The organism is Microbacterium sp. P5_E9, assembly GCF_054049175.1.
Genome location: NZ_JBFUMV010000002.1, coordinates 93,566 through 115,421, shown reverse-complemented (window position 1 = coordinate 115,421; position 21,856 = coordinate 93,566). Strand labels below are relative to the sequence as shown.

Annotated in this window: 22 protein-coding genes; 11 read left to right on the top strand and 11 right to left on the bottom strand. The window is 69.1% G+C overall.

The window, feature by feature from the left end:
- Nucleotides 1-89: 89 nt before the first annotated feature.
- From ACXJ3V_RS03925 to ACXJ3V_RS03915, 3 genes are all read right to left on the bottom strand, one after another.
- On the bottom strand, nucleotides 90-1,538 hold the full coding sequence (locus ACXJ3V_RS03925) for a GH1 family beta-glucosidase (RefSeq protein ID WP_457098956.1): 1,449 nt from the start codon (nucleotides 1,536-1,538) through the stop codon (nucleotides 90-92).
- The gene (yicI, locus tag ACXJ3V_RS03920; protein WP_457098955.1) at nucleotides 1,535-3,826 is read right to left on the bottom strand and encodes an alpha-xylosidase; all 2,292 of its coding nucleotides are present in this window, start codon (nucleotides 3,824-3,826) and stop codon (nucleotides 1,535-1,537) included. The genes ACXJ3V_RS03925 and yicI overlap by 4 nt, the downstream gene beginning before the upstream one ends.
- A 120-nt stretch (nucleotides 3,827-3,946) precedes the next feature.
- Nucleotides 3,947-4,972: a LacI family DNA-binding transcriptional regulator gene (locus ACXJ3V_RS03915; protein WP_457098954.1), complete on the bottom strand. Its 1,026-nt coding sequence runs from the start codon at nucleotides 4,970-4,972 to the stop codon at nucleotides 3,947-3,949.
- A gap of 253 nt (nucleotides 4,973-5,225) precedes the next feature.
- On the opposite strand from ACXJ3V_RS03915, the gene ACXJ3V_RS03910 reads away from it, so the two are divergent.
- Nucleotides 5,226-5,498, top strand: a complete 273-nt coding sequence (locus ACXJ3V_RS03910) for a hypothetical protein (RefSeq protein ID WP_457098953.1) — start codon at nucleotides 5,226-5,228, stop codon at nucleotides 5,496-5,498.
- A gap of 89 nt (nucleotides 5,499-5,587) precedes the next feature.
- On the opposite strand, the gene ACXJ3V_RS03905 is transcribed toward ACXJ3V_RS03910, so the two are convergent.
- A complete protein-coding gene (locus ACXJ3V_RS03905) occupies nucleotides 5,588-6,079 on the bottom strand; it encodes a hypothetical protein (protein WP_457098952.1) in 492 nt (163 codons plus the stop codon).
- A 97-nt stretch (nucleotides 6,080-6,176) separates the two neighbouring features.
- Entirely contained in the window at nucleotides 6,177-6,476 is a 300-nt protein-coding gene (locus ACXJ3V_RS03900) for a GNAT family N-acetyltransferase (protein ID WP_457098951.1), read from the bottom strand.
- 484 nt (nucleotides 6,477-6,960) lie between these two features.
- Here ACXJ3V_RS03900 and ACXJ3V_RS03895 point away from each other — a divergent pair, with 484 nt between their 5' ends.
- From ACXJ3V_RS03895 to ACXJ3V_RS03865, 7 genes are all read left to right on the top strand, one after another.
- Nucleotides 6,961-7,707 carry a winged helix-turn-helix domain-containing protein gene (locus tag ACXJ3V_RS03895; protein WP_457098950.1) on the top strand — a complete coding sequence of 249 codons (747 nt, stop codon included), beginning with the start codon at nucleotides 6,961-6,963 and terminating at the stop codon, nucleotides 7,705-7,707.
- Nucleotides 7,708-7,869: 162 nt separating this feature from the next.
- A complete protein-coding gene (locus ACXJ3V_RS03890) occupies nucleotides 7,870-8,841 on the top strand; it encodes a DNA-3-methyladenine glycosylase family protein (RefSeq protein ID WP_457099415.1) in 972 nt (323 codons plus the stop codon).
- A gap of 105 nt (nucleotides 8,842-8,946) precedes the next feature.
- Complete coding sequence (locus tag ACXJ3V_RS03885) at nucleotides 8,947-9,363, top strand: VOC family protein (RefSeq protein WP_457098949.1); 417 nt, start codon at nucleotides 8,947-8,949, stop codon at nucleotides 9,361-9,363.
- A 29-nt stretch (nucleotides 9,364-9,392) separates the two neighbouring features.
- Entirely contained in the window at nucleotides 9,393-9,668 is a 276-nt protein-coding gene (locus ACXJ3V_RS03880) for a hypothetical protein (protein WP_457098948.1), read from the top strand.
- A 67-nt stretch (nucleotides 9,669-9,735) separates the two neighbouring features.
- A complete protein-coding gene (locus tag ACXJ3V_RS03875) occupies nucleotides 9,736-9,921 on the top strand; it encodes a DUF1918 domain-containing protein (RefSeq protein WP_457098947.1) in 186 nt (61 codons plus the stop codon).
- Between the two features lie 329 nt (nucleotides 9,922-10,250).
- A complete protein-coding gene (locus ACXJ3V_RS03870) occupies nucleotides 10,251-11,219 on the top strand; it encodes a DMT family transporter (protein ID WP_457098946.1) in 969 nt (322 codons plus the stop codon).
- Nucleotides 11,220-11,256: 37 nt separating this feature from the next.
- Nucleotides 11,257-12,006 carry an SDR family oxidoreductase gene (locus tag ACXJ3V_RS03865; protein ID WP_457098945.1) on the top strand — a complete coding sequence of 250 codons (750 nt, stop codon included), beginning with the start codon at nucleotides 11,257-11,259 and terminating at the stop codon, nucleotides 12,004-12,006.
- A gap of 34 nt (nucleotides 12,007-12,040) precedes the next feature.
- On the opposite strand, the gene ACXJ3V_RS03860 is transcribed toward ACXJ3V_RS03865, so the two are convergent.
- Together ACXJ3V_RS03860 and ACXJ3V_RS03855 are read right to left on the bottom strand one after the other, a co-directional pair.
- Nucleotides 12,041-12,886 (bottom strand): aldo/keto reductase, encoded by an 846-nt coding sequence (locus ACXJ3V_RS03860; protein WP_457098944.1) that lies wholly within the window; start codon nucleotides 12,884-12,886, stop codon nucleotides 12,041-12,043.
- A gap of 9 nt (nucleotides 12,887-12,895) precedes the next feature.
- Nucleotides 12,896-13,717 (bottom strand): Cof-type HAD-IIB family hydrolase, encoded by an 822-nt coding sequence (locus ACXJ3V_RS03855; RefSeq protein WP_457098943.1) that lies wholly within the window; start codon nucleotides 13,715-13,717, stop codon nucleotides 12,896-12,898.
- Between the two features lie 82 nt (nucleotides 13,718-13,799).
- On the opposite strand from ACXJ3V_RS03855, the gene ACXJ3V_RS03850 reads away from it, so the two are divergent.
- Complete coding sequence (locus tag ACXJ3V_RS03850) at nucleotides 13,800-14,291, top strand: PaaI family thioesterase (protein WP_457098942.1); 492 nt, start codon at nucleotides 13,800-13,802, stop codon at nucleotides 14,289-14,291.
- 78 nt (nucleotides 14,292-14,369) lie between these two features.
- Nucleotides 14,370-15,839, top strand: coding sequence for a cardiolipin synthase (gene cls, locus ACXJ3V_RS03845; protein WP_457098941.1), 1,470 nt, complete (start codon nucleotides 14,370-14,372; stop codon nucleotides 15,837-15,839).
- A gap of 23 nt (nucleotides 15,840-15,862) precedes the next feature.
- Here cls and ACXJ3V_RS03840 read toward each other — a convergent pair whose 3' ends face one another.
- The 3 genes from ACXJ3V_RS03840 to ACXJ3V_RS03830 all read right to left on the bottom strand — a co-directional run bounded on the left by ACXJ3V_RS03840 (nucleotide 15,863) and on the right by ACXJ3V_RS03830 (nucleotide 20,377).
- On the bottom strand, nucleotides 15,863-16,609 hold the full coding sequence (locus ACXJ3V_RS03840; RefSeq protein ID WP_457098940.1) for a patatin-like phospholipase family protein: 747 nt from the start codon (nucleotides 16,607-16,609) through the stop codon (nucleotides 15,863-15,865).
- A gap of 153 nt (nucleotides 16,610-16,762) precedes the next feature.
- The gene (locus ACXJ3V_RS03835; RefSeq protein WP_457098939.1) at nucleotides 16,763-18,802 is read right to left on the bottom strand and encodes a hypothetical protein; all 2,040 of its coding nucleotides are present in this window, start codon (nucleotides 18,800-18,802) and stop codon (nucleotides 16,763-16,765) included.
- A 102-nt stretch (nucleotides 18,803-18,904) separates the two neighbouring features.
- A complete protein-coding gene (locus ACXJ3V_RS03830; protein WP_457098938.1) occupies nucleotides 18,905-20,377 on the bottom strand; it encodes an MFS transporter in 1,473 nt (490 codons plus the stop codon).
- A 127-nt stretch (nucleotides 20,378-20,504) separates the two neighbouring features.
- On the opposite strand from ACXJ3V_RS03830, the gene ACXJ3V_RS03825 reads away from it, so the two are divergent.
- Entirely contained in the window at nucleotides 20,505-21,098 is a 594-nt protein-coding gene (locus tag ACXJ3V_RS03825; RefSeq protein ID WP_457098937.1) for a TetR/AcrR family transcriptional regulator, read from the top strand.
- On the opposite strand, the gene ACXJ3V_RS03820 is transcribed toward ACXJ3V_RS03825, so the two are convergent.
- Nucleotides 21,099-21,770, bottom strand: a complete 672-nt coding sequence (locus ACXJ3V_RS03820) for a nuclear transport factor 2 family protein (RefSeq protein WP_457098936.1) — start codon at nucleotides 21,768-21,770, stop codon at nucleotides 21,099-21,101.
- Nucleotides 21,771-21,856: the final 86 nt, after the last annotated feature.

The following is a 21,856-nucleotide window of genomic DNA, read 5'->3' as shown; positions in this document are numbered from 1 at the left end:
CGGGGCTCGTGCACGACACGCCGTGCCAGGTCGCCCGGCCACGGCGTGTCGCCGAAATGCCCCGCAGTTGGGTACAGACGCGCCCCGGCTCACGCCGGGATCGACCTCGTCGCCACCAGGTCCCGGTACCAGAGCCCGCTTTCCTTGATCGTGCGCTCGAGCGTGTCGAAGTCCACCCGCACGATGCCGAACCGCTTCGCGTAGCCGTAGCCCCACTCGAAGTTGTCGAGCAGAGACCACACGAAGTAGCCGCGCAGATCGACACCGCGGGCCATGGCCCGGTGCGCCGCCGTGAAGTGCCGGCGCAGGTAGTCGAGACGCTCCGGGTCGGGCACGGAGTCATCCTCGGCGACCTCGTCCTCGAAGGCGGCGCCGTTCTCGGTCACCATGAGCGGCTGGTCCGGGAACTGCTCCGAGAGCGACACGAGCAGCTCCTCGAGGCCCTCCGGAGCGATGTTCCAGCCCATCGCGGTGTAGGGCCCTGGCTGCTCGACGAACTCCACGATCGCTTCGCTGCCGGGCCACGCCGTGCCGCCCGCGGCACCCTTGTGACCGTCGTTCGTCTGCTTCGGCGAAACCCCGTCCCACAGCTGCACGGTCGCGGTGGAGTAGTAGTTGACCCCCAGCACATCGATCGGCTGGTGGATAGCCTCGAGATCCCCGTCGTGGACGAACGACCAGTCGGTGACGGATGCCGTGTCCTCGAGCAGGTCCGCATCGTAGACGCCGCGCAGCATCGGGCCCGTGAAGGCGCGGTTCGCGAGGGCGTCGATCCGCCGCATCGCCTCCGCCGCGCCATCCCCGACTCCGCGCAGCACGTGGAAGTTGAGCGTCACCGAGTACTCCGGCGTGCCGGTCGAGGTCGCCCGCAGCGCCTGGATGGCCCGGCCGTGGGCGAGGTTCAGGTGATGGACCGCGGCGAGCGCAGCGGCCGGCTCGTGCCGACCCGGCGCGTGGCCGCCCTGCCCGTAGCCCAGGTAGGCCGAGCACCACGGCTCGTTGAGGGTCGTCCAGGTGTGCACCCGGTCGCCCAGCGCGGTTCCGACGATGCGGGCGTACTCCTCGAACGCGTCGACGGTGGAGCGCACGGCCCAGCCGCCCTCGTCCTCGAGCGGCTGCGGCAGGTCCCAGTGGTACAGCGTCGCCACGGGCTTGATCCCGCGCGCCAGCAGTCCGTCCACGAGCCGCGAGTAGAAGTCGAGGCCCGCCTGATTGGCGGGTCCCCGGCCGGTCGGCTGGATCCGCGGCCACGCGATCGAGAAGCGATACGCGTCCAGGCCGAGCGAGGCCATCAGATCGAGATCGCTCTCCCAACGGTGGTAGTGATCGCACGCGACGTCACCGGTATCGCCGTTCCAGACGAGTCCGGGGGTCTTGCTGAAGGTGTCCCAGATCGACGGACCGCGTCCGTCTTCGTCGAAGCCGCCCTCGACCTGGTACGACGCGGTCGCCGACCCGAAAGTGAAGGACGGCGGAAACACCAGTCCCGAGTCCCGGTAGTCGGCCCGGCCTGCAGTCAGTTCGCTCACTGTCGTCATCCTGTCACCTCTGCGCGGTCGACGTTGAAGGTCTCCGACCGCCCATCGGGGTTCGTCACGGTCACGGTGGTCGAGCCCGAGCCGCCCGCGAAGACGCGCAGCGTCAGCCCGTCGAGATAGTCGTAGTCCGGCCGATCCTGGCGGGCACCCCACGGCAGGACGCCGCCGGGCCGCACGTAGATCGGCAGCGACGTGAAGCCGTGCCGCTCGCGACGCCACGAACCGCCCTGCACCTCTTCCCCGGTGAGCAGATTCGTCCACGTGCCCGCGGGCAGATAGAAGTCGACATCACCGGAGACGGTGAAGACCGGGGCGACCAAGATGTCGCGACCGAGCATGTACTGCCGGTCGAGGTAGCCGACGCCCGGGTCGTCCGGGAACTCCAGCTGCATCGGCCGCAGCACCGGTGCGCCCGTCGCCGCAGCCTCAACTCCCGCCTGGAACAGGTACGGCATGAGCCGCATCTTCAGGTGGGTGAAGATGCGCGTGACCTCGACAGCCTCTTCGTCGAACGCCCACGGCACCCGGTAGGAGCCGGAGCCGTGGAAGCGGCTGTGGCTGCCGAGCAGGCCGAACGCGGTCCAGCGCTTGAAGACCGCGGCATCCGGAGTCCCCTCGAAGCCGCCGATGTCGTGGCTCCAGTGCGCGAACCCGCTCAGGGCGAGCGAGAGCCCGCCGCGCAGCGTCTCGGCCATCGACTGGAACGTCGACGTGGAGTCGCCGCCCCAGTGCACCGGCATCGACTGACCGCCGGTCGTCGCCGACCGGGCGAACAGCACGGCATCGCCGGCGCCGCGGGCATCGACCAGGACATCGTGCACGGCCTTGTTGTACAGCTGTGTGTAGAGGTTGTGCGTACGAGCCGGGTCGGAGCCGTCGAACCACTCCACCTCGAGCGGGATCCGCTCGCCGAAGTCGGTCTTGAAGCAGTCCACGCCCTGGTCGACGAGCGCCCGCAGCTTGGACTGGAACCACGCCGTCGCATCGGGGTTGGTGAAGTCGACGAGCCCCATGCCGGCCTGCCAGAGATCCCACTGCCACACCGAGCCGTCGGGGCGCTTCACGAGGTAGCCCGCGGCCGCACCTTCGGCGAACAGCGGCGAGCGCTGTGCGATGTACGGGTTGATCCACACGCAGACGCGCAGATCCTTCTCGTGCAGGCGCGAGAGCATGCCGTCCGGGTCGGGGAAGACCCGCGGATCCCACTCGAAGTCGCACCAGTTGAACTCGCGCATCCAGAAGCAGTCGAAATGGAACACCGAGACCGGCAGCTCGCGCGCGGCCATCTCGTCGATGAACGACGTGACCGTCGCCTCGTCGTAGTCGGTCGTGAACGAGGTGGAAAGCCACAGGCCGTACGACCAGGCCGGCACGATCGGCGGACGCCCGGTCAGCGCGGTGTAGCGCTCGAGCACGTCCTTCGGGGTGGGGCCGGCGATCACGAAGTACTCGAGCTCTTCACCGGCCACCGAGAACTGCACCCGCTCGACCGACTCGGAGCCGATCTCGAACGAGACGTGACCCGGGTCGTTGACGAGCACGCCGTACCCGCGGTTGGAGAGGTAGAACGGGACGTTCTTGTACGCCTGCTCGCTCGAAGTGCCGCCGTCGGCGTTCCAGATGTCGACCGACTGCCCGTTCTTCACTAGCGGGCCGAAGCGCTCCCCCAGACCGTAGATGAGCTCCCCGACGCCGAGGTCGAGCTGCTCGTGCACGAACTTCGCCGCCTTGGGTGCCGCGCTGCCGCTGCGCCCGTTGCCCACGACCCCGCCGTCGACCTGGGCGTCGGCGGAGAGCCCGATGTACCCCTGCGACTTGTGGCCGCTGCCGGTCACGCGTGTGCCGTCGACCTCGAAGTCGAGCGACCATGGTGCGCCGTTCGCGATGCGGGCGGTCATTCGGCCCGTCGTCAGCGTGCCGCCTTCGGCAGTGACGGATGCCGCGCCCGCGGGAGCGGCGCCCGGCAGGTCGAACCCGCCGTGCCACTTCGACCCCTGGTGGTGCGAGATCCGCACCCGGACAACGCCTTCGAGCGGCGAGGACAGGGTCACTGTGAGCGCTGCGCGGTTGAGCACGTCGCCGCGCTTGCTGATCACCGCGGTCGGGGCCGTGATGACCAGCCCGGCGCCGTCGGCCGTGGCTGGGCCCACGCGCCCCGAGGCTCCGCGCGGCGCGTCAGCGCCGTGTGGAGAGGGCGTGGGGACCGTCTCCCAGACGTCGTACGCCTCTTGCGCGTAGAGGGCGGTGACCCCCGGGCGAAGCTGCCAGAATCCGTCGGTGAACTTCATTAGTTCGGCAAGCCTTTCTTGCTGTCGCCCCAGTGCGGGAGCGGAGGGGCGGATCTGGGCATCTAAGCGCTTCGACGCCGGCGGACTAGGTTAAGACTTCCGTGATCAGCGAACACCGGATCAAGCTCCCTGGACCGCGCCGGGCGGGGCGATCGAACGCCGGTCAAGGTAGGTCGGGGCGATGAGGTAGAGGCCAGGCGCTGGGCGGTGGTCGGTCAGGCTGCGCATCGCGAGCTCGACCGCCAGGTCGCATGACGACGCCGGGATCAGCGGTATCACGTCGAGCGCGACGGCCAGGTCGCGTGTGTCGAAGGACGCGGCCACCGATACGACCGACACGTCCCCTGGCACCGAGAGTCCGCGCTCAGCGAGTTCTGACAGCACGACGTCGTGGACATCTGCGTCCGCCTGCAGCACCAGCGCCGTGATGCCGCCGTCCAGCAGTTCGGCCACCGCACGGCGCGTGACGCTCCGGCTCGTGCCGTGGTGACCGGAGACGCGGAAGTCGTAACGGATGCCGCGCTCGGCGGCCCGCGCCTCGAATGCGCGGCGCACCCGCGGGGGGAAGTTCGACTTCTCGTATGCGACCTGCGGCTGACCGATCAGTGCGATCGAGCCGTGGCCGGCATCGGCGAGGCGATCGACCGCGAGGACCGCCGCAGCATCGAAATCGAGGTCGACGCAGATCAGCCCTTCCTGGTCGTCCGGCACGCCGATGAAGATCGTCGGGGTGTCGATCGCGCGCGCGAGCGCGACGCGCTCATCGTCGGGCGCGACGTCGAGCACGAGGATCGCGTCCACGAGGCCGCTGGATGCGACCCGGCCCATCCCCGCCGACGCCTCCTCGTCGGTCAGCAGGAGGATGTCATAGTCGTTGCGGCGCGCCGCGACCGCCGTGGCGAGAACGAACGCCATGTGGGTCGGCGCGTGGGTGTCCTTCCGCAGCGGCTCGGTGACGGCGAAGATGTGCGTGCGGCTGCCGGCCAGCATGCGGGCGCCCGCGTTCGGGCTGTAGCCGAGTTCGAGCACCGCGGCTTGGATGCGTCGACGTGTGTCAGGAGCGACCGGACGCTTGCCGCTCAGGGCATAGGACACCGTGCTGATCGAGACGCCGGCGGCAGTGGCCACCTCGTTGATCTTGACCATGCGGACTCCATTGTGCGGTGCGGTCGATCGCCGCTTTCGTCGACGATGAGCTTCGATGGTATCGAAGCGCTTCGATCGACAGAGTATCCACACCATCGGGGAGAGCGCAACAAAACTTCTTGCGAAGCTGCCTCAGATCAGATCGCCATGGGCGAGTTCCGGTCGCGCGGGCGCGGAATCCTGCCATCTCCGACGCCGTCGCAATGTCGGAGCCCCGGCCTACGTTGGCTTCATCGGAACCTTTGGAGGAGTCATGCTGTCGATCGTCCACACCGCAGAAGCGCTGTTCCGTCACGAAACCGCTCAGCGCGATCGCGACCTGATGCTGCGCGCACGCATCCGGGAACGCCAGGCCGCCCTGCAGGAGCTGAAGTCAATCCAGCCTCACGTGCTGCGGCCCGCGGCTGCCGCCGTGCCGCGCATCGTCGGCGTCCCCCGCCCCATCACGCTGCCTTCGAGCAGGCGGCACGCCGCCACGTGGGCGCGGCCGATCGGTGCGGCAGCGCAACATCGGGCGGCCGCCTGACCGCGTCTTCGATCAGGTCGGTCAACGTGCCGACGCGCGACCTCGCCTTCGCGCGCCGGCACGGCCTATTCGGGTGGGTGACGACGACGTCAGTCGTCACCGCCCGAGATCTGTCGGGCGAGTTCGGCGATCTCGGCATCAGGGAGATCGATGCCGGATTGCTCCAACCGCTGGCGCAGCACGTCCTGGATCCGCTCCTGGGGCTGATCGCCGACGTCGGACCGGGTCTGCACGACGATGCCTGACACCTTCTCGACCTGGGACGCATTGTTCTGCGACATCGCCGGCAGGCGCTGCTCCTGCTCCGTGCCGAGGGCGCCCTCCCGCTGTGCCTCCCCCGCCGTCATCGTGTCGCGACCGCCGTCCTGACCGTGGTGGTCGGAGCCCGCGATAGGGGCGCCGTCGATCACACCTACCCCGACGGCCACGTGACTCGGTTCACCCTCGTCGCTCGGCACGGGGGCTTCCGCGCTCGCGGGCACAGCCGTGCCCTGAGGCTGGTCGGGAGCCTGCTCCGCCCGTGCCGCCTGTTCCTCTGGCTTCGTGCTCTGGTTCTCGGGCGTGCCCGGCATCTCGTCCATGGCTCGCTCCTCTCGTCTCCTCCAGCCTGACTCGATCACACCCGTCGAGGGATGGGGTTGACGATCTCCGCCGACCGGGGTAGGCCGTCCGGGCGGGTCAGGCCGAGCGACGCTTTGCGACGATCCCGGCGCGCTCCGGATGCGCGGCGAACCAATCGGCGACGTACCAGCAGACCGGAACCACCACCCGGTCCCCCGAACGCTCGAGCACAGCGACCGCGTGATCCACCAGCTGTGCGGCGTAGCCGTGTCCGCGGAAGGCCGGCACCGTATAGGCCCGCGTCATCGCCACACTGCGTCCGTCGTCGCGGTAGTCCAGCACACTGAGCAGATCCGAGCCGCGGTGCAGCGTGTAGCGCGAGGCGTCGGGCTCGTGGGCGTAGGTCAGCGGAGTCACCACGACAGGGTACGCCCGCAGCGAGGGGGCTGGGCGGGCCTGGAACCCCGTATCGCCGTTGCCGGCATCCGGTATCACAGTCGCGGATTGAGCAACTTGTCACATTCCATGGTCGAAAGGCGGCGGCATCCGAGCGATTTGACGCATGGGGACCAACTCCGTCATAATCGGCTTCATGACTGACACCGCACGTTCATTGTCCGCCCGGGAGGCGAACAGGACTGCCGGCCGCATGATGGCCGGGCGCGTTGTCATGTGTTGTCGAATGTGCCGCTAGCACGGTGACCACCGCCGGACTCTTGCGCCGCTTCGGTTCCTGAGGTTCTCACAGGAACGCCGCGACGAGTCCCCGAGCAAGGTCTCTGCGTCGAACACGCAGAACACGATGCTCGCACCCTGGCCCACACCCTCGGGCCGTGAATCGCAACACAACTGAATCCGGTATCTGAACGCCGGATTCGCCCCTCCCCAAGGACTCACTCCAATGTCGACCACCGCCCTCCTCGACCGCCCGTCCGCCAGCACGTCGGTCCGCCACCTCCACGCCGTCACAGAGCCCGTGCAGACCGTTCCCGCGGCTCCCGCGTCCGAACAGCCTGCTCCGGCCCAGCGCCACCTTCCTCCTGGTACCGCACCGCGCGGGTTCGCCCTCTACGTCGGCATCGACGAGGCCAAGGCCGCCGCCTCCGGTGTCAGCCTCGGCGTGCTCGTCGAGGCGCTGCGGCGCACCCTCGGCGAACTCGCCCCTGGCGCCGAGACCTACGCGACCGTGGCTCTCGCCCCGGTCGGCGCCGGTGGACGCGACGTCGACGTCGTGCGCCTCGCCCTGCACGAGCCGTCCGCGGTGGCCCGCACCAAGCAGGAAGAGCCCGAAGACGAGGACCGCGCGCCCGGCGGGGTCGTCGTCGACATCTCGCGCAAGCGCGTGCTCATCGACGGCGAGTCGGCTGCCTTCACGTTCAAGGAGTTCGAACTCCTGCAGTACCTCGTGCTTCGCGAGGGCCGCACGATCGAGCGCACCGAGCTCGTCTCGTCCCTCTGGCAGGGTGTCACCGACGACGAGTCGCCCGGCGAGCGCACCATCGACGTCCACGTGCGTCGCCTGCGCGCCAAGCTCGGCCGCTACGAGGACATCGTCCGCACCGTCCGCGGTGTCGGCTACCGGTTCGACCGGCACGCCGACGTCGTCATCCGGTACGGCCACGGCACTCCTTCGCCCGACCGCTTCTAGGTCATCCGCTTTTCACTCGGCCAGCTGAGGACTTTCCGCCAGCCCGACATCGGACATTCCGGCCGATGTCAGCCGGCGGCGTAGGGTGAGCGCATGACCACCTCGCTCACCCGGATTCCGGCCGCGCCGGCCGGGATCGACGAGGAGATCGAGTCGGTACGGATGCCGCGGCTCGGCGCCGTGGGCGACCCCGTCGCACACCCGCTCGGCGTTGATGGCCGGCCTCTCGAGACCGAGTACCGGCCGGCGCACCCGCTCGACCTGCGTCGCACCGTGCTGTTCCAGCGTCGCGGAGCGGGCGACCCCACCATGACCGTCGACGGCGCCGTGATCTGGCGCGCCAGTCGCACTCCGGACGGCATCGCGACCTTGGCGCTGCGCGAGACGAGCGCCGGTGTGGTGCGAGGCGCTGCCTGGGGACCCGGCGCAGCCTGGGCGCTCACGCAGCTGCCCGCCCTGTGTGGCGACGGCGATGACCTTTCGGGTTTCGACGCGACGCGGCATCCGCTCATCGCCGACGCCCACCGCCGAACTGCCGGCCTGCGGCTCGGTCGCACCGACCTCGTCTTCGATGCGCTCGCGAGCGCGATCTTCGAGCAGAAGGTGACCGGGATGCAGGCGTTCGGAGCCTGGCGTCGGATCATCGCCTGGCACGGCGAGCGCGCCCCAGGTCCGACTCCGCGGCCGATGTTCGCGCCACCGTCGATCGACGGCTGGCGTGCGATTCCGTCCTGGGCGTGGCATCGGGCAGGCCTCGAACCGCCGCAGGCGCGCACCGTCGTCGAGGCCGCCCGACGCGGCGAATCCATCGTGCGTGCGGTCACCGCCGCCGCGAACGGCGATCGGCGCGAGCGCATCCTGACGAGCCTGCGCGGGGTGGGGCCGTGGACGAGCGCCGAGGCGAGGATCCGCGCGTTCGGCGATCCTGACGCAGTGAGCGTCGGCGACTTCCACCTCGCCCATGAGGTGGGTTTCGCGCTGACGGGGCGACGCGTCGACGACGACGGGATGCTGGAGCTCCTGGCGCCGTGGACGGGCCACCGTCAGCGGGTCATTCGCCTGATCGGCACGAGCGGCGCGCGGGAGCCCCGGCGCGGACCCCGGCTGCATCCTGAGGATCACCGCGCCCGCTGACATCTCTCCTCCAGGTGCCTGCTTGTGAATGTCGGAGGCCCGGACGACACTGGGACGCGCCACGGGCCCGGACGCGGCATCCATCCACCCATGCAGGAGACGACAATGCCCAGCCTCAACCCGTACCTCTCGTTCAAGAACCAGACGCGCAGCGCGATGGAGTTCTATCAGGGTGTGTTCGGCGGCGATCTGACGGTCTCGACGTTCGGCGACTTCCCTGGGATGACCCAGGATCCGGCCGAGAACGACCTGGTGATGCACTCGCAGCTGACCACGCCCGACGGCTTCGTGCTGATGGCCTCTGATACCCCCACGGGCATGACCTACTCCACCCCGGCGGGCATCTCGGTGTCGGTGAGCGGCGATGACGAAGCGCAGCTCCAGAAGTACTGGGACGCACTGGCCGCCGCAGGCTCCGTCGCGATGCCGTTCGAGACTCCGCCCTGGGGTGGCAAGTTCGGAATGGTCACCGACCAGTTCGGCATCGACTGGATGATCGCCTACAGTCCCGCGCAGGAGTAGCGCGACGGCGGACGGCCTAGGCTGGCGCCATGAGCGACTCGCGGTATGACGGGGCACCTTCCGGACCGACCGACGACGGTTCCGGTCGGCCGAGCACGGGGTGGCCGAAGGGCCGCGTGCAATGGCTGATCGGCACGATCGTCCTGTTCGGCGGCGGCGCACTGCTCGGCCACCTGCTCGGGAGCATCCTGCTGGGCCTGATCATCGCGTTCATCGTGTCGATCGGGTGGCTGATGGCGTACGAATCCTGGCGGGGCAAGACGCCCGACCTCTACGACAAGGACGACGACGGCGCTCGCCTCTGACCGCCGACACCGAGGCCGTTCCGCCGGGCCCCCGGTCGTCGTATCGTGGCGCCTGGAGGTGAGCGGCATGCACGCAATCGTGGGCGATCGCGTCGTGATCCATGGACACGCGGTCGGAGTGCCGGAGCGAGCCGGCGAGGTCATCGAAGTACGGGGCGAGGGGGATCACGCCCTGCTCGTCGTCCGCTACGACGACGGGCACCAGGCGATCCTGTCGCCCGGATCGGACTGCGAGATCCGGCACGCGTCCTGAGCCGGGGCGGGGCCGAGGTAAGCGACCCGGGCCCGTAGGGCGGGGCACCCGCCCGAGAAACCACATTCCGGCCGAGACTCGCCGCCAGGCATGACTTCTCGACGGCCATCTGGTTTCTCGACGGCCATGTGGTTCTCGACGTGTCCCCTCTGGATCCGGCGCGCAGACGTTCTGCCAGGGCCATTGAACTTCGTGTTCACATGAGCGGTTCACCCACGCGAAGGGCTCATGTGAACCCGAAGTTCAACGAGCGTGACAGAAGGCGCCCACGAACCCATGACCCGCGGACGCCGACGGCCACGCCCGGCGCGCGCCTAGACTGATCGCTCGTGTCCCACCGCGCTCTGCCGCTCTCGGCGATCGGTCTGTCCGTCGTCCTGTGGTCGTTCGCCTACGTGCTGTCCGGCTGGGCGCTTCAGACCGGCTCCCCCGCTGTGCTCTCGGTCGCGCGCTTCGCGATCGCGCTCCTCGTGCTCGTCCCGCTCGCCGTGCGTCGCCCGGCCTTCGCGCGCACCCTCCGCGAGCCCCGGACGATCCTCCTCGGCCTCACCGGCGTCACGCTCTACTACTCGTTCGCGAACCTCGGGCTGCTCTTCACCTCCCCCGGCACCGCGGCGCTCATCGTCTCATTCCTGCCCGTGCTCACCGCCATCGCCGCGGTGGTGATGATCCGCGAGCGGCTGACCGGACGCACCATCCTGGGGCTCGTCCTCGCGACGCTCGGAGTGGCGCTGGTCGCGGCATCCGGATTCCGGCTCGATTTCGGGGTGCTGCTGAACGTCGTCGCGCTCGCGTCCTACGCGATCTACACGGTGCTGCTGCGCCGCGACGCGGGACGAGCGGATGCCCCGGACGCCCTGGTGCTGGCGACGGCGACGGGGGTGTGGGGCACGGTGCTGATGCTCCCCTGGCTCGGCTGGGAGCTCGTCACCGGGACCGCCGCGATCCCGACCGATGCGCGCGGGCTGCTGAGCATCCTCGCGCTCGCGCTCCTCGTCACAGCGCCGACGCTGGTGCTCTTCAACTACGGCGCCGAGCGCGTGCCCGCGGCGATCTCGGGCGTGGCGACGGCCGCGATCCCGGCGCTCGGCTACGGGTTCGCGCTGCTGCTCGGCGAGCCCCTCGACCCGGTCAAGGCGATCGGCGGCGGCATCGCGCTGGTCGGGGTGCTGATCGCGACGCTGAGCCAGCCCGATGTCGAGCCGAGTCCGCCAGGGTCGGCGCTGCGTGAACCGTCCGACCTCGCGGAGGCGGGCGAGCGCCAGAGGGTCGCGCCCCGGGACGAAGCGGACGCGTGATCGGGCGCCGTCATCTGAGAACGAAGGAGGCCGAAGCATGAAGATCGCCGTCGCCGGAGGAACCGGCCAAGCCGGCAGCCAGGCAGTGATCGCCGCCCGGGAGAGCGGCCACGAAGTCGTCGTGCTGGCCCGATCGAACGGCGTCGACCTGGTCACCGGGAAGGGCGCTGCGGCGGCGCTGGAAGGCGTCGACGCGGTGATCGACGCTTCGGGTGTGAGCGACGACGCCGACCCCATCGGATTCCACGCCGACGTCGCCCGGACACTTCACGCTGCAGAGAAGAGCGCAGGAGTGCGCCACCACGTCGTCCTCTCGATCGTGGGCGCCGCCCGCGCCGCGGAGTACCCGCTTTACGCCGCGAAAGTCGCGCAGGAGCGCGCGGCCGAGGCCAGCGGCATCCCGTTCACGATCGTGCGATCGACGCAGTTCCATGAGTTCGCCGGCCAAGTGTGGCGGTTCGGCAAGCGCGGTCCGGCGCACTTCGCGCCGCGCGGACGCACGCAGCCCGTCGCGGCGCGCGAGGTGGGTGCGCGGCTTGCCGCGGCGGCCATCGCGATGCCGGCCGGCCGGACTATCGAGTTCGCCGGGCCTCGCGAAGAGTCGCTGGCCGGCATGGTGAAGGCCTGGGCGAGCGCGAGCGGCGCCGGCGGGTGGGTCATTCCCCTGAATCTTCCCGGTGCGATCGGGCACGCGATGCGCGACGGCTCACTTCTGCCTGGAACGGATGCCGAGCTCGGCGCACAGACCTTCGCGGAGTGGATCGCGGCCCTGGCCAAAGCCCGCTGAGCTCGCCGCCGCGCGGGCCGCGGCATCCTGTCAGCTACATCTCCTCGTGGGTGTTCGGGTCGCCGTCCCAGAGACGCCCGTGCTCGAGGCCGGAGATCGACGCCACCTCGGCGTCTGACAGCTCGAAGCCGAAGACGTCGGCGTTTTCGACCTGACGCTCCGGCGTCGCCGACTTGGGGATGGGCGTCGACCCCAGCTGCACGTGCCAGCGCAGCACCGCCTGGGTCGCGCTGACCCCGTGGGCGGCGGCGACGTCGTTCACCGCCTGCTCGGTGAACAGCTCGCTGCGGCGCGCGAGCGGGCTCCAGCTCTCGGTGCGGATGCCATGCGCGCGGTGGAATTCGCGCAGCGCGCCCTGCGGGAAGTACGGGTGCAGCTCGACCTGGTTGACGGCGGGCGTGACTCCGGTCTCGCCGATCAGCCTGGTGAGCATCGCCTCGGTGAAGTTCGAGACGCCGATCGAGCCGACCAGCCCAGCCTCGCGCAGGGCGATCATCGCCTGCCAGGTCTCGACGTACTTGTCGACACTCGGGTTCGGCCAGTGGATGAGGTGCAGGTCGATGCGCGCGAGCCCCAGAGCGGCGAGGGATGCCTCAGCACTGGCGAACGCCGCGTCGTAGCCGTGGTGGCGGCCCGGGATCTTCGTGGTGACCAGCAGCTCGTCGCGGGTCACGCCGAGCTCGTCGCCGGCACGACGTACGGCCTCGCCGACCTCGCGCTCGTTCTCGTAGTTCACCGCGCTGTCGAGCAGTCGGTAGCCGGACGAGATCGCGGCGACGATCGCGGAGACCCCGTCGTCGCCGCGCAGGTTGTAGGTGCCGAGACCGAGTTCGGGGAAGTCGGTGCCGTCGTTCAGTGCGATGGTGGGGATCGTGGGCATGAATTCAATCTAGCCAGCGAGCCTGCCCTCCAGCAGTGCCCGAATGGTCGTGATCACGCCTTCGTCGACATTCGACGGGGCACGGAAACGTGCACGGGCGAGCACATCGGGGTGCGCGTTCGCCATCGCGAACGAGTAGTGGGCGGCGTCGAGCAGTTCGAGGTCGTTGAGGTAGTCGCCGAAGGCCATCGTCTGCGCGGCGGTGATCCCGAGCGCGGCCTGCACCTGCGCCAGGGCGATGCCCTTGTTGACGCCCTGATTCATCACATCGATCCAATGGTGCCCCGACACGACGACCTGGTGGGTCGCCGTCAGATCGGCGAGGTGTGGAGCTGTCGCCTCCGCCGGGCCGAAGTCGTACACGGCCAGCTTGAGCACCTGATCGTCCACGGCGAGCAGATCGTCCACCACCTCGAGCCGCGCGTAGTAGCGCTGGGCCTCGGTGTGGAACGCGGCATCCGTCCGCTCGATGTAGGCGGAGCGCTTTCCGCAGACGACGACACCCAGGTCGCTCCCGTCCGCACCGAGTGACCTCAGGCGACGGATGACGGATGCCGTGAACCCGGCGTCCATCGCGTCGGAGCTGATCTCGTCTTCGCCGCGAACCACGAAGCCGCCGTTCTCGGCGATGAAGACCATGTCGTCGTTGTCCGGGAACGAGTGCTGGAGGGTCGCGAGCTGCCGTCCGCTAGAGGGCACGAAGCGGATCCCGCGTGTGCGGAGCTGGTCGAGCAGCGGCCAGAGGGCACCCGGGATGCGGCCGTTGCCGTCCAAGAGGGTGCCGTCCATGTCGACGGCGATGAGTCTGATGTCCGGAGCGGCAAGCGGCATAGGTGTGGAACCCCCTCCCCTCCAGCCTAGGGAGCCGCGCGCGGCGGGCCGATACCGTTGTGCGCGAGACGAGGAGACTGCCGTGACCGAACGCGAGCGCACTGTCCAGTGGGACGACGTGGCGCCGGGACTTGCCGTGCTGCCGACGCTGAGCGGGATCGACTTCCTGCGGGAGATGATCGAGGGACGCCTGCCGCCGCCGCCGATCGCGAAGCTGATGGGGTTCACCCTCACCGAGGTCGGACCAGGCACGGCGACCTTCGTGTGCGACACCGACGAGTCGCAGTACAACCCCATCGGCACCGTCCACGGTGGGCTGGTGTGCACGCTGCTCGATTCGGCGATCGGGTGCGCCGCGCAGACGACCCTGCCTCCCGGACAGGGGTACACGTCGATCGAGATCAAGATCAACTACCTGCGCCCGGTGCTGCACAGCAGCGGTCCGCTCACCGCCGTCGGCACGGTCTCCAAGCCCGGCAGCCGGGTCGCCTTCGCCGAGGGCGTCGTGACGGATGCCGCGGGCAAGGTCGTCGCGACGGCCTCGAGTTCGGTGCTGATCTTCCCGATCGGCTGACGCGAAGTCCGCTAGCCTGGGGCCGTTCGCGCCATCGTCTCTGGGGATCGTGGCGCCCGCCCCGACGATCGGATCTTCGTGAACGGTGTACTCGGCTCCAACCTTGCCTGGCTGCTGGGCCTCCTGATCCAAGTGGTGATCGTCATCGCGGCGCTGATCTACGTGCCGCGCCGGCGCAAGCCGACCGCGGCGATGGCGTGGCTGCTGCTGATCGTGCTGTTCCCACTCTTCGGCATCCTGTTCTACCTGCTCATCGGCAACTTCCGGCTGCCGAAGAAGCGACGCGACGAACAGGCTCGCATCGACGGGATCATCCGCGAGACCGTGCGCGAGTCGGACCTCGAGATCATGGACGCCTCCTGGCCACGCTGGTTCCAGCGGGTCGTGCAGCAGAACGAGGACCTCACCGGCCTGCCGGCGAGCCGCGGCAACGAGGCGACCCTCCTCGGCGACTACCAGGGTTCGATCGACGCGATGGCCGCCGAAATCGACACGGCGACCAGCTTCGTGCACGTGGAGTTCTTCATCGTGGGGTGGGACGACACCACCAGAGGATTCTTCTCCGCGATGGAGCGTGCGGTCGCGCGCGGCGTGAGCGTGCGTCTGCTCGCCGATCACATCTCGTCGGCGAAGGTCGCAAAGAGCAAGGAGACCTTCGCCGAACTCGACCGCATCGGCGTGAAGTGGGCCTGGATGCTGCCGGTCATGCCGTTCAAGGGCAAGTACCAGCGGCCCGACCTGCGCAACCACCGCAAGCTCGTCGTCGTCGACGGCCGCGTCGCGTTCATGGGATCGCAGAACCTCATCGCCCGGCACTACGACTCCGAGAAGAACATCAAGCGCGGCCTCATGTGGCAGGAGCTCATGACCCGCCTGACCGGCCCCGTCGTCGCCGGGGTGAACACGGTCTTCCTGTCGGATTGGCTCATCGAGACGGGCGAGCGCCTCACCGAGCACGTGCCCGCCCCGCAGGTCGCCCACTCCTCCTCGCCCGACGCGCTGCTGTGCCAGGTGGTGCCGAGCGGTCCCGGCTACCCCACCGAGAACAACCTCCGCCTGTTCCTGTCGCTCATCTACGGCGCCACCGAGAAGGTCATCCTGACGAGTCCCTACTTCGTGCCGGATGAGGCGATGGTCTACGCGATCACGACCGCGTGCCAGCGCGGTCTCGAAGTGCAGCTGTTCGTCTCCGAGATCGGCGACCAGGGGCTCGTGTACCACGCCCAGCGGTCGTACTACAGCGCCCTGCTCGAGGCCGGAGTGCGGATCTTCCTCTACCCGGCGCCGTACATCCTGCACGCGAAGCACTTCTCGATCGACGACGACATCGCCGTGATCGGGTCGAGCAACATGGACATCCGCTCGTTCAGCCTCAACATGGAGTCGTCGCTGCTCGTGCGTGGGTCCTCGTTCGTGCAGGGCATGCGCGAGGTCGAGCAGCACTACCGGGATGTGGGGCGCGAGCTCACGCTCGAGGAGTGGAACCGCGAACCCGCCAAGGCGACGTTCCTCGACGGGGTCGCCCGGCTCACCTCAGCGGTGAACTGAGGCCACCACACCGGACGTTCGGGTCACATCCTCGGCATCCGCCCCACGGCATCGAGCGCAACCCGGGCCGCGCGCCTGCCCTCCTCGATGAGGTGCGGCACGTCGCCCATCGACCACTGCGCCAGGCCCTCCATCTCGGGCTGGATGAGGATGACGGACGGGTCCTCGTCGAGCTCGGCGGTGCTGGACACCACGCGCATCATGCGCACGTTCTCCCACTTGGCGTGCAGCCGCACCACGATGATCGTCGAGGCGCCAAGCTGACGCGTCGCGGCGACCGGCACGTTGTCGACCATCCCGCCGTCCATCAGCACCCGTCCGTCACGACGGACCGGCGGCAGCAGGCCGGGTACGGCGATCGTCGCCCGCAGCGCGACATTGAGGGGACCCTCGTCGATCACGACGGCCTCGCGGGTGCGAAGGTCGGTCGCGACGGCCGCGAAGCGTCGAGGCAGCTCCTCGATGAGCGGATCTTCGCCCAGCACCCGGTGGATGGCATCGGTCAGCGCGCCGGAGTCCAGCAGCCCCAGCCTCGGGGTGAGCGACATCCGCGCGATCGAACTCCAGCGGAACGCGAGCGCGGCCCGCGCGATCGCTTCCAGCGGCACACCGGCCGCGTAGGCGGCGGCCACGAGCGCGCCGGAGCTCGTGCCCGTGGCGATACCGGGACGGATGCCCCGTTCCGCGAGCTCCTGCAGCACCCCCACGTGCGCGGCCCCGTAGGCCCCGCCGCCGCTGAGTGTCAGCCCCAGCGTGACGTCATCACTCACGGTCGGCCTCCCACCCGATCACCCTAGCCACCGGGCCGCTCATTCGGGTGTGAGCCCTGCGCCCCGGCGGCCCCGGTCAGGCGGCCGGGATGACGAACGTGCTGAACGAGGGGCAGCGCGAGCCCTGCGTCGTGACGATCGAGCGCGCGTCGGTCATGCTTCGACGGTAATCCTTGCGCGAACGATGTTCCTGACTCGAGCATGCGGATCGGCCGGGTCGCCGCCGGCCTGCGCGGCGACCCGCACGGCGAGGAAGTGCGTGCCGGGAGCGGTGAACACCCGCTGTTCTTCGACGACCACGCGACCGGCCGGGGCGAGGTCGAACCTGCTGCCGAGTCCCTCGGTGCCGTCGGCATCCGTCTCCACCTCGAGGAGCTCGACAATCACTCCGTCGCCTGGGGCCTCGGCCTCGATGCGCAGCGCCACAGGCTCGCCCGCACGCACCGTCGCGCTGGGCACGCCGTTCGCGGTGAGCGTGGCGACGGGCTGCACACCGCGCCGCGCAGCGGCGGTGGTCGGCACGACCACCTGTCCGTCGACGACCTCGTAGGCCGTGGTCGGCGAGGGCTCGATGCCGTCCTCGACCCAGGCCGCGAGCTGACGCAGAGCAACCTCGAGCGCGCCGACGTAGGCGACGCTGCGAGCTGGGAACTCCTGCGGGTCGTCGTCGCCGTGCAGGGCGTTGTCGATGTACCAGAGCCGGAAGCGGTCGCCGGATGCCTCGCCCAGGTGCTCCTCGACACGCGAGCGGTACCAGTCGGCCTGCCACGGGAACGCCTCACGGTCCAGAAGGCAGGCGACGACGATCATCTTGCCGGTGATCCGGCCGGACGGCACCGTTCCGGAAGCGCCCTGAGTCATCAGCGGCCCGAGCAGCATCGGGCGCTGCGGCAGCGCGGGCGCGCGATCGGCATCGCGGAACTGGTCCCAGACCGCGTACTCGGGGCCAGGCACCTGGTGGCGGTGGTAAGTCTGCGCGGCGAGGAAGCTCGAGTTGTCGAGCGCGACCTCATCGCCGACGGCGAGCGCGACGAGGATTTCGTCCTGGCCCGGCTCGACGATCGCGAGGTCGCCCTCGACGCCGGAGAGGCGGATGACGCCTCCCGCCGCGACACCGGAGAGCACCGCGAGCTGGGCGCCCAGGATCCACCCTTCGGGCGCGGCGGCGAGCCGCAGCCCCGACACCACCTGCGATGCCGAGGCCGTGTGCAGGAACGACTCGTCGACGCCACCGGCGACGAGGTCCTCGCCGCGGGTCGCCGTCTCGGCGATCAGTTCGGCGACCGTCGTGCTGAGCTGGATGCGGTCGCGGTGCACCGATGCCGTCGGGTCGGCGCCCAGGTAGCCGTCGACGGTCCAGAAGTCGTCGGCGTAGGTCGGATCCATGAACATCACGCCCGGGTAGAGCACGCTGAACGCGTGCATGCCCATGGTGCGCCACCCGAACCACGATCGCGGCGGGAAGCCCATGCGCGTGACCTCGTCGAGAGCATCGCGCTCCTCGGCGGTCAGCTCGAGCGCCGCATGGTCTCCCCCGACGTCATAGGCCTCGACGATCGCCGGGAACTTGTCGCGGAGGATGCGCTGGGCATGCATGCGCACGCTGAAGACGTTCGGCATCGCCATCGGGCTGCCGGGGACGTAAGGCACGAAGCCGTCCCAGACGCCGTCGGTGTTCTCGGACGAACCGATCGTGCGGTACGCCCCGCCGCTGCCGCCGTAGAGGTAGCCGTAGGGGCGGTGCTCGTCGAAGAGCTCCTGCGCAATCACCCGGGAGAACTGCGCGGCCGCGGCGCTGGCACGGTAGGCGCCGATCGTCGGGTCGACGCCGGACATCGGGTTCGCGACATCCGGACCGCCGCCGTTGGTCTCGACGAAGTACGCGCCACTGTCGACGGAGAAGGCGATCGGGTTAAACTCCCCGTGGTTCTCCTGCGCGATGTTCTCGCTCTGCGGAACCGGGGTCACGTGCTGGAAGAAGCGACCCTGGTACGCCTCGGCCGCGGGGAAGTAGAACGAGAACCGGGTGTCGGTGCCGCGGAATCCGCCGTGGACGTAGCGGTGCACGGCGGGCGCTGCGCGCCACTCGTCGATGTCGACGTACGGCTCTCGGAACAGCTCGTCGTCGGAGTCGAGGCTCCAGGTCTCGTCCACGAGGGAGGTCTCTTGGGTGGCGGTCGGCTGCGCGTTCATGACGGCTCGCTCTCTGCAGGGATCGGGGTATGGGAGTGACGCTGGCACGCCGGGGAGATGCCGGGGCCGGTCGCGTACGGACGCACGATCGGCCCCGGGCCGCTACTTGACGCCCTTGAGGGGGATGATCGCGACGGCGCCGAGCAGCACGAGGACGCCGGCGGCGACCCAGATGCCGATGTACCCCCCGGTGATGGCGACGACCGTGCCGGCGAGGATCGGGCCGAGCGCCTGACCGAGGTTCGAGCCGAGGCCGGCGACACCGAGGTCGCGGCCCGCGGCGCGCTGGTCGGGCAGGACGTCGATGAACAGGGCCTGGTCGACCGGGAGGTAGATGCCGAACGCGATACCGCCGACGATCGCCTGGATGAACAGGCCCGCGAGGGTGGGCATGAGGATCGGGATGAGCATCGAGACCGCCATGAGGACGGATGCCACGATCACGAACATGCGGCGCTTGCCGAGCTTGTCCGACAGCTTGCCGGCGACGAGGACGGCGAGGATCGTGACGGGGACGCCCGCGAGCATGAGGAGCGGCGCCATCGCGGTGGCCTCGGCCTGACTGAGGGCGGGGTGCACGTAGCTCTGCAGCATGTAGAGGCTGAGGGCGGTCGAGACCGTGTACCCGAAGGTCAGCAGGATGCGGGCGACCCACACCCAACGGAAGTTGCGCGACCGCAGCGCGATCGTGAATCCGACGAAGAACTGCTTCCAGTTGAAGGGGGCGACGTCGAGGTCCTTCGACGAGCGGTCACGGGCGAAGATCACGAACATGACGCCCGAGAACGCCACGAAGGCGGCGATGATGAAGTAGAAGTCCAGGCCGATCACGGCGAATAGCGCGCCGGCCAGCAGCCCGCCGAGGAGGCCGCCGAAGAAGTTGCCGAACCCGCCGAGCGCGGATGCGACGCCACGCCGGTTCTCCGGCATCCGGTCGGCAACGGTCGTCGCCAGGGGGCCTGATGCCGTGTTGAGGATGGCCTGGGCGAGCATGAACACGATCGCGAGGACGGCGATCGACGGGGCGAAGCGCATCGCCACCAGCAGCACAGATCCGACGACGGTGCCGAAGAGGATCCACGGCGCGCGGCGGCCCCACTTCGTACGGGTCCGGTCGGCGAAGACGCCGACGATCGGCTGGATGAGCATCGTCAGGATCACGCCGATCGTGCTGATCATCGCGAGCGACTGGGCGCGGGCCGCGTTGAACCCGCTGAGCAGCTCGAGCTGCTGCGCCTGCTCGGCCGTCGCCGTGGCCGTGCCCGCGTCGATGGACTGCTGCAGCAGCGCGAGCTGCTGCAGGTCGACCCCGGCGTTCGCTCCGGTGAACCAGTTGCCCACCTCGAGCAGCTGCACGTGATTCGGGAGGAGGATGCCCGCCACCGCGCCCCAGACCGCGGTGATCGCGATCGTCAGGATCGTGTACCAGGTCAGGTAGGTCCGCGACGAGCGGCCCTTGATGTAGATCGAGGACGTCCCCGGCTCGCTCGGCTCGAGGACGACGTTGCGGCTCGCCTTGTCGCCCTTCGGGTTCGGCCCTGCCGGGTTCGGCTCGGTGACCGTGGTGCTGCTCATGTGATTCCCATCGTCTGTGATGTCCGGCATCCGAACGGCCAGCAGTGGCGTTCTCTCGTGTCGATGAAAACAGCATGTCATGCGGGATTGGGTGCGCGCAAGCCCAAAACCGCATATCATGCGATTTATGGGAACCCGGGGTCCGTACGCGAAAGGCAAGGCGAAGCGCGCCGAGATCCTCGACGTCGCGCTCGAGGTCATCGCCCGCGACGGCTACACCAGTGCGACGGTGAAGCATCTGGCGGATGCCGTGGGCCTCAGCCAGAACGGACTGCTGCATTACTTCGGCTCGAAGGACGCGCTGTTCCTCGAGATCCTGAGGCACCGCGATGAGGTCGTCGCCGTGCAGGTGAACCCCGAGGCGCAGAACTTCGCCGACGATCTCGTCGAGCGGATCCTCCTCGCCGTCGACGAGGAAGTGTCCTCCCCCGGCATGGTGCAGCTCGCGCTGCGGGTTACCGGCGAGGCCACCGAACCCGACCATGTCGCGCACGAGTTCCTGCGGACGCGATACGAGGCGATCCGGTTGGTGATGAGCGACGCGCTCGTTCGCATGCAGGCTGACGGCCGAGTCGCTGCCGACGTCGACCCGGTCGCCGTCTCGGCATTGCTCTTCGCGGGCTGGGACGGCCTGCAGATCCAACGGGGCTACGACCCGTCGATCGACATCCGCTCGCACATGATCTATCTCGTGCGGGCGCTCGGCATCGCGCCGCAATGATTAGGCGCTGCGCAGGATCTGCGTCTTCGCGAGGGCGGCATCCCGGGCATCATGCAGCGCCGACCGCCTCGGATCGCCCAGGTATGCATCCATCGCATCCTGATCGCGGAACTCGATGATCTGCACTTCCGTCGGATCGTCCGTACCCTGCGCAAGAATGCGATCGCGGGCGACCACCCGTCCGGCGTGGTCGCTCAGAAGGGCGAGGACCGAATCCTCGTAGTGATGGAGGTCCTGCTCGCGCCCTTGGCGGGCCCACAGCAGGACGCACAATCGAAGAGCCCGACTTCTCGCCTCCCGGTCCTCGAACTGGTCAGGGAGCGCGGTTCCCTGGTGGAACCGGATCTCCGGAGCGCCGGAGGTCGTGTCCCAGATCGAGGAGTGCCGGCTGTCGCCCGCGGACGTGCGGATGCGATAGGTGACCAGCACCACGCCGGGCGCGACCTCTAGGTACTGCCAGTCGTCCGTCGCGGGAAGCGGGTGATCCTCCTCGGTGCGCAGAGCTTCGAGTATCGCCTCTCGGGTCCAGCGACGTCCCGATCGTCCGATCTCGACGAAGTCGGCGTGCAGCAGCTCATCTAGCCGCGCGCCTTCTCGCCGCACCTCGGGGCTCAGAAGGGCGATCTCTGCGGCCTCGATTGCGGCGTATCGGTTGCCATCGGTTCGCCACATGTCTCGACGATAGGGGATCGGCGTACCGCGGGATCAGACACCCGAACCTGGGTGAATCCGATGAATCTGTCCGATCACACGCGACC

Coding starts and splice junctions, on each gene's coding strand:
- ACXJ3V_RS03925 (WP_457098956.1), bottom strand. CDS start 1,538: ATGACGACAGTGAGCGAACTGACTGCAGGCCGGGCCGACTACCGGGAC.
- yicI (WP_457098955.1), bottom strand. CDS start 3,826: ATGAAGTTCACCGACGGATTCTGGCAGCTTCGCCCGGGGGTCACCGCC.
- ACXJ3V_RS03915 (WP_457098954.1), bottom strand. CDS start 4,972: ATGGTCAAGATCAACGAGGTGGCCACTGCCGCCGGCGTCTCGATCAGC.
- ACXJ3V_RS03910 (WP_457098953.1), top strand. CDS start 5,226: ATGCTGTCGATCGTCCACACCGCAGAAGCGCTGTTCCGTCACGAAACC.
- ACXJ3V_RS03905 (WP_457098952.1), bottom strand. CDS start 6,079: ATGGACGAGATGCCGGGCACGCCCGAGAACCAGAGCACGAAGCCAGAG.
- ACXJ3V_RS03895 (WP_457098950.1), top strand. CDS start 6,961: ATGTCGACCACCGCCCTCCTCGACCGCCCGTCCGCCAGCACGTCGGTC.
- ACXJ3V_RS03890 (WP_457099415.1), top strand. CDS start 7,870: ATGCCGCGGCTCGGCGCCGTGGGCGACCCCGTCGCACACCCGCTCGGC.
- ACXJ3V_RS03885 (WP_457098949.1), top strand. CDS start 8,947: ATGCCCAGCCTCAACCCGTACCTCTCGTTCAAGAACCAGACGCGCAGC.
- ACXJ3V_RS03880 (WP_457098948.1), top strand. CDS start 9,393: ATGAGCGACTCGCGGTATGACGGGGCACCTTCCGGACCGACCGACGAC.
- ACXJ3V_RS03875 (WP_457098947.1), top strand. CDS start 9,736: ATGCACGCAATCGTGGGCGATCGCGTCGTGATCCATGGACACGCGGTC.
- ACXJ3V_RS03865 (WP_457098945.1), top strand. CDS start 11,257: ATGAAGATCGCCGTCGCCGGAGGAACCGGCCAAGCCGGCAGCCAGGCA.
- ACXJ3V_RS03860 (WP_457098944.1), bottom strand. CDS start 12,886: ATGCCCACGATCCCCACCATCGCACTGAACGACGGCACCGACTTCCCC.
- ACXJ3V_RS03855 (WP_457098943.1), bottom strand. CDS start 13,717: ATGCCGCTTGCCGCTCCGGACATCAGACTCATCGCCGTCGACATGGAC.
- ACXJ3V_RS03835 (WP_457098939.1), bottom strand. CDS start 18,802: ATGAACGCGCAGCCGACCGCCACCCAAGAGACCTCCCTCGTGGACGAG.
- ACXJ3V_RS03830 (WP_457098938.1), bottom strand. CDS start 20,377: ATGAGCAGCACCACGGTCACCGAGCCGAACCCGGCAGGGCCGAACCCG.
- ACXJ3V_RS03825 (WP_457098937.1), top strand. CDS start 20,505: ATGGGAACCCGGGGTCCGTACGCGAAAGGCAAGGCGAAGCGCGCCGAG.
- ACXJ3V_RS03820 (WP_457098936.1), bottom strand. CDS start 21,770: ATGTGGCGAACCGATGGCAACCGATACGCCGCAATCGAGGCCGCAGAG.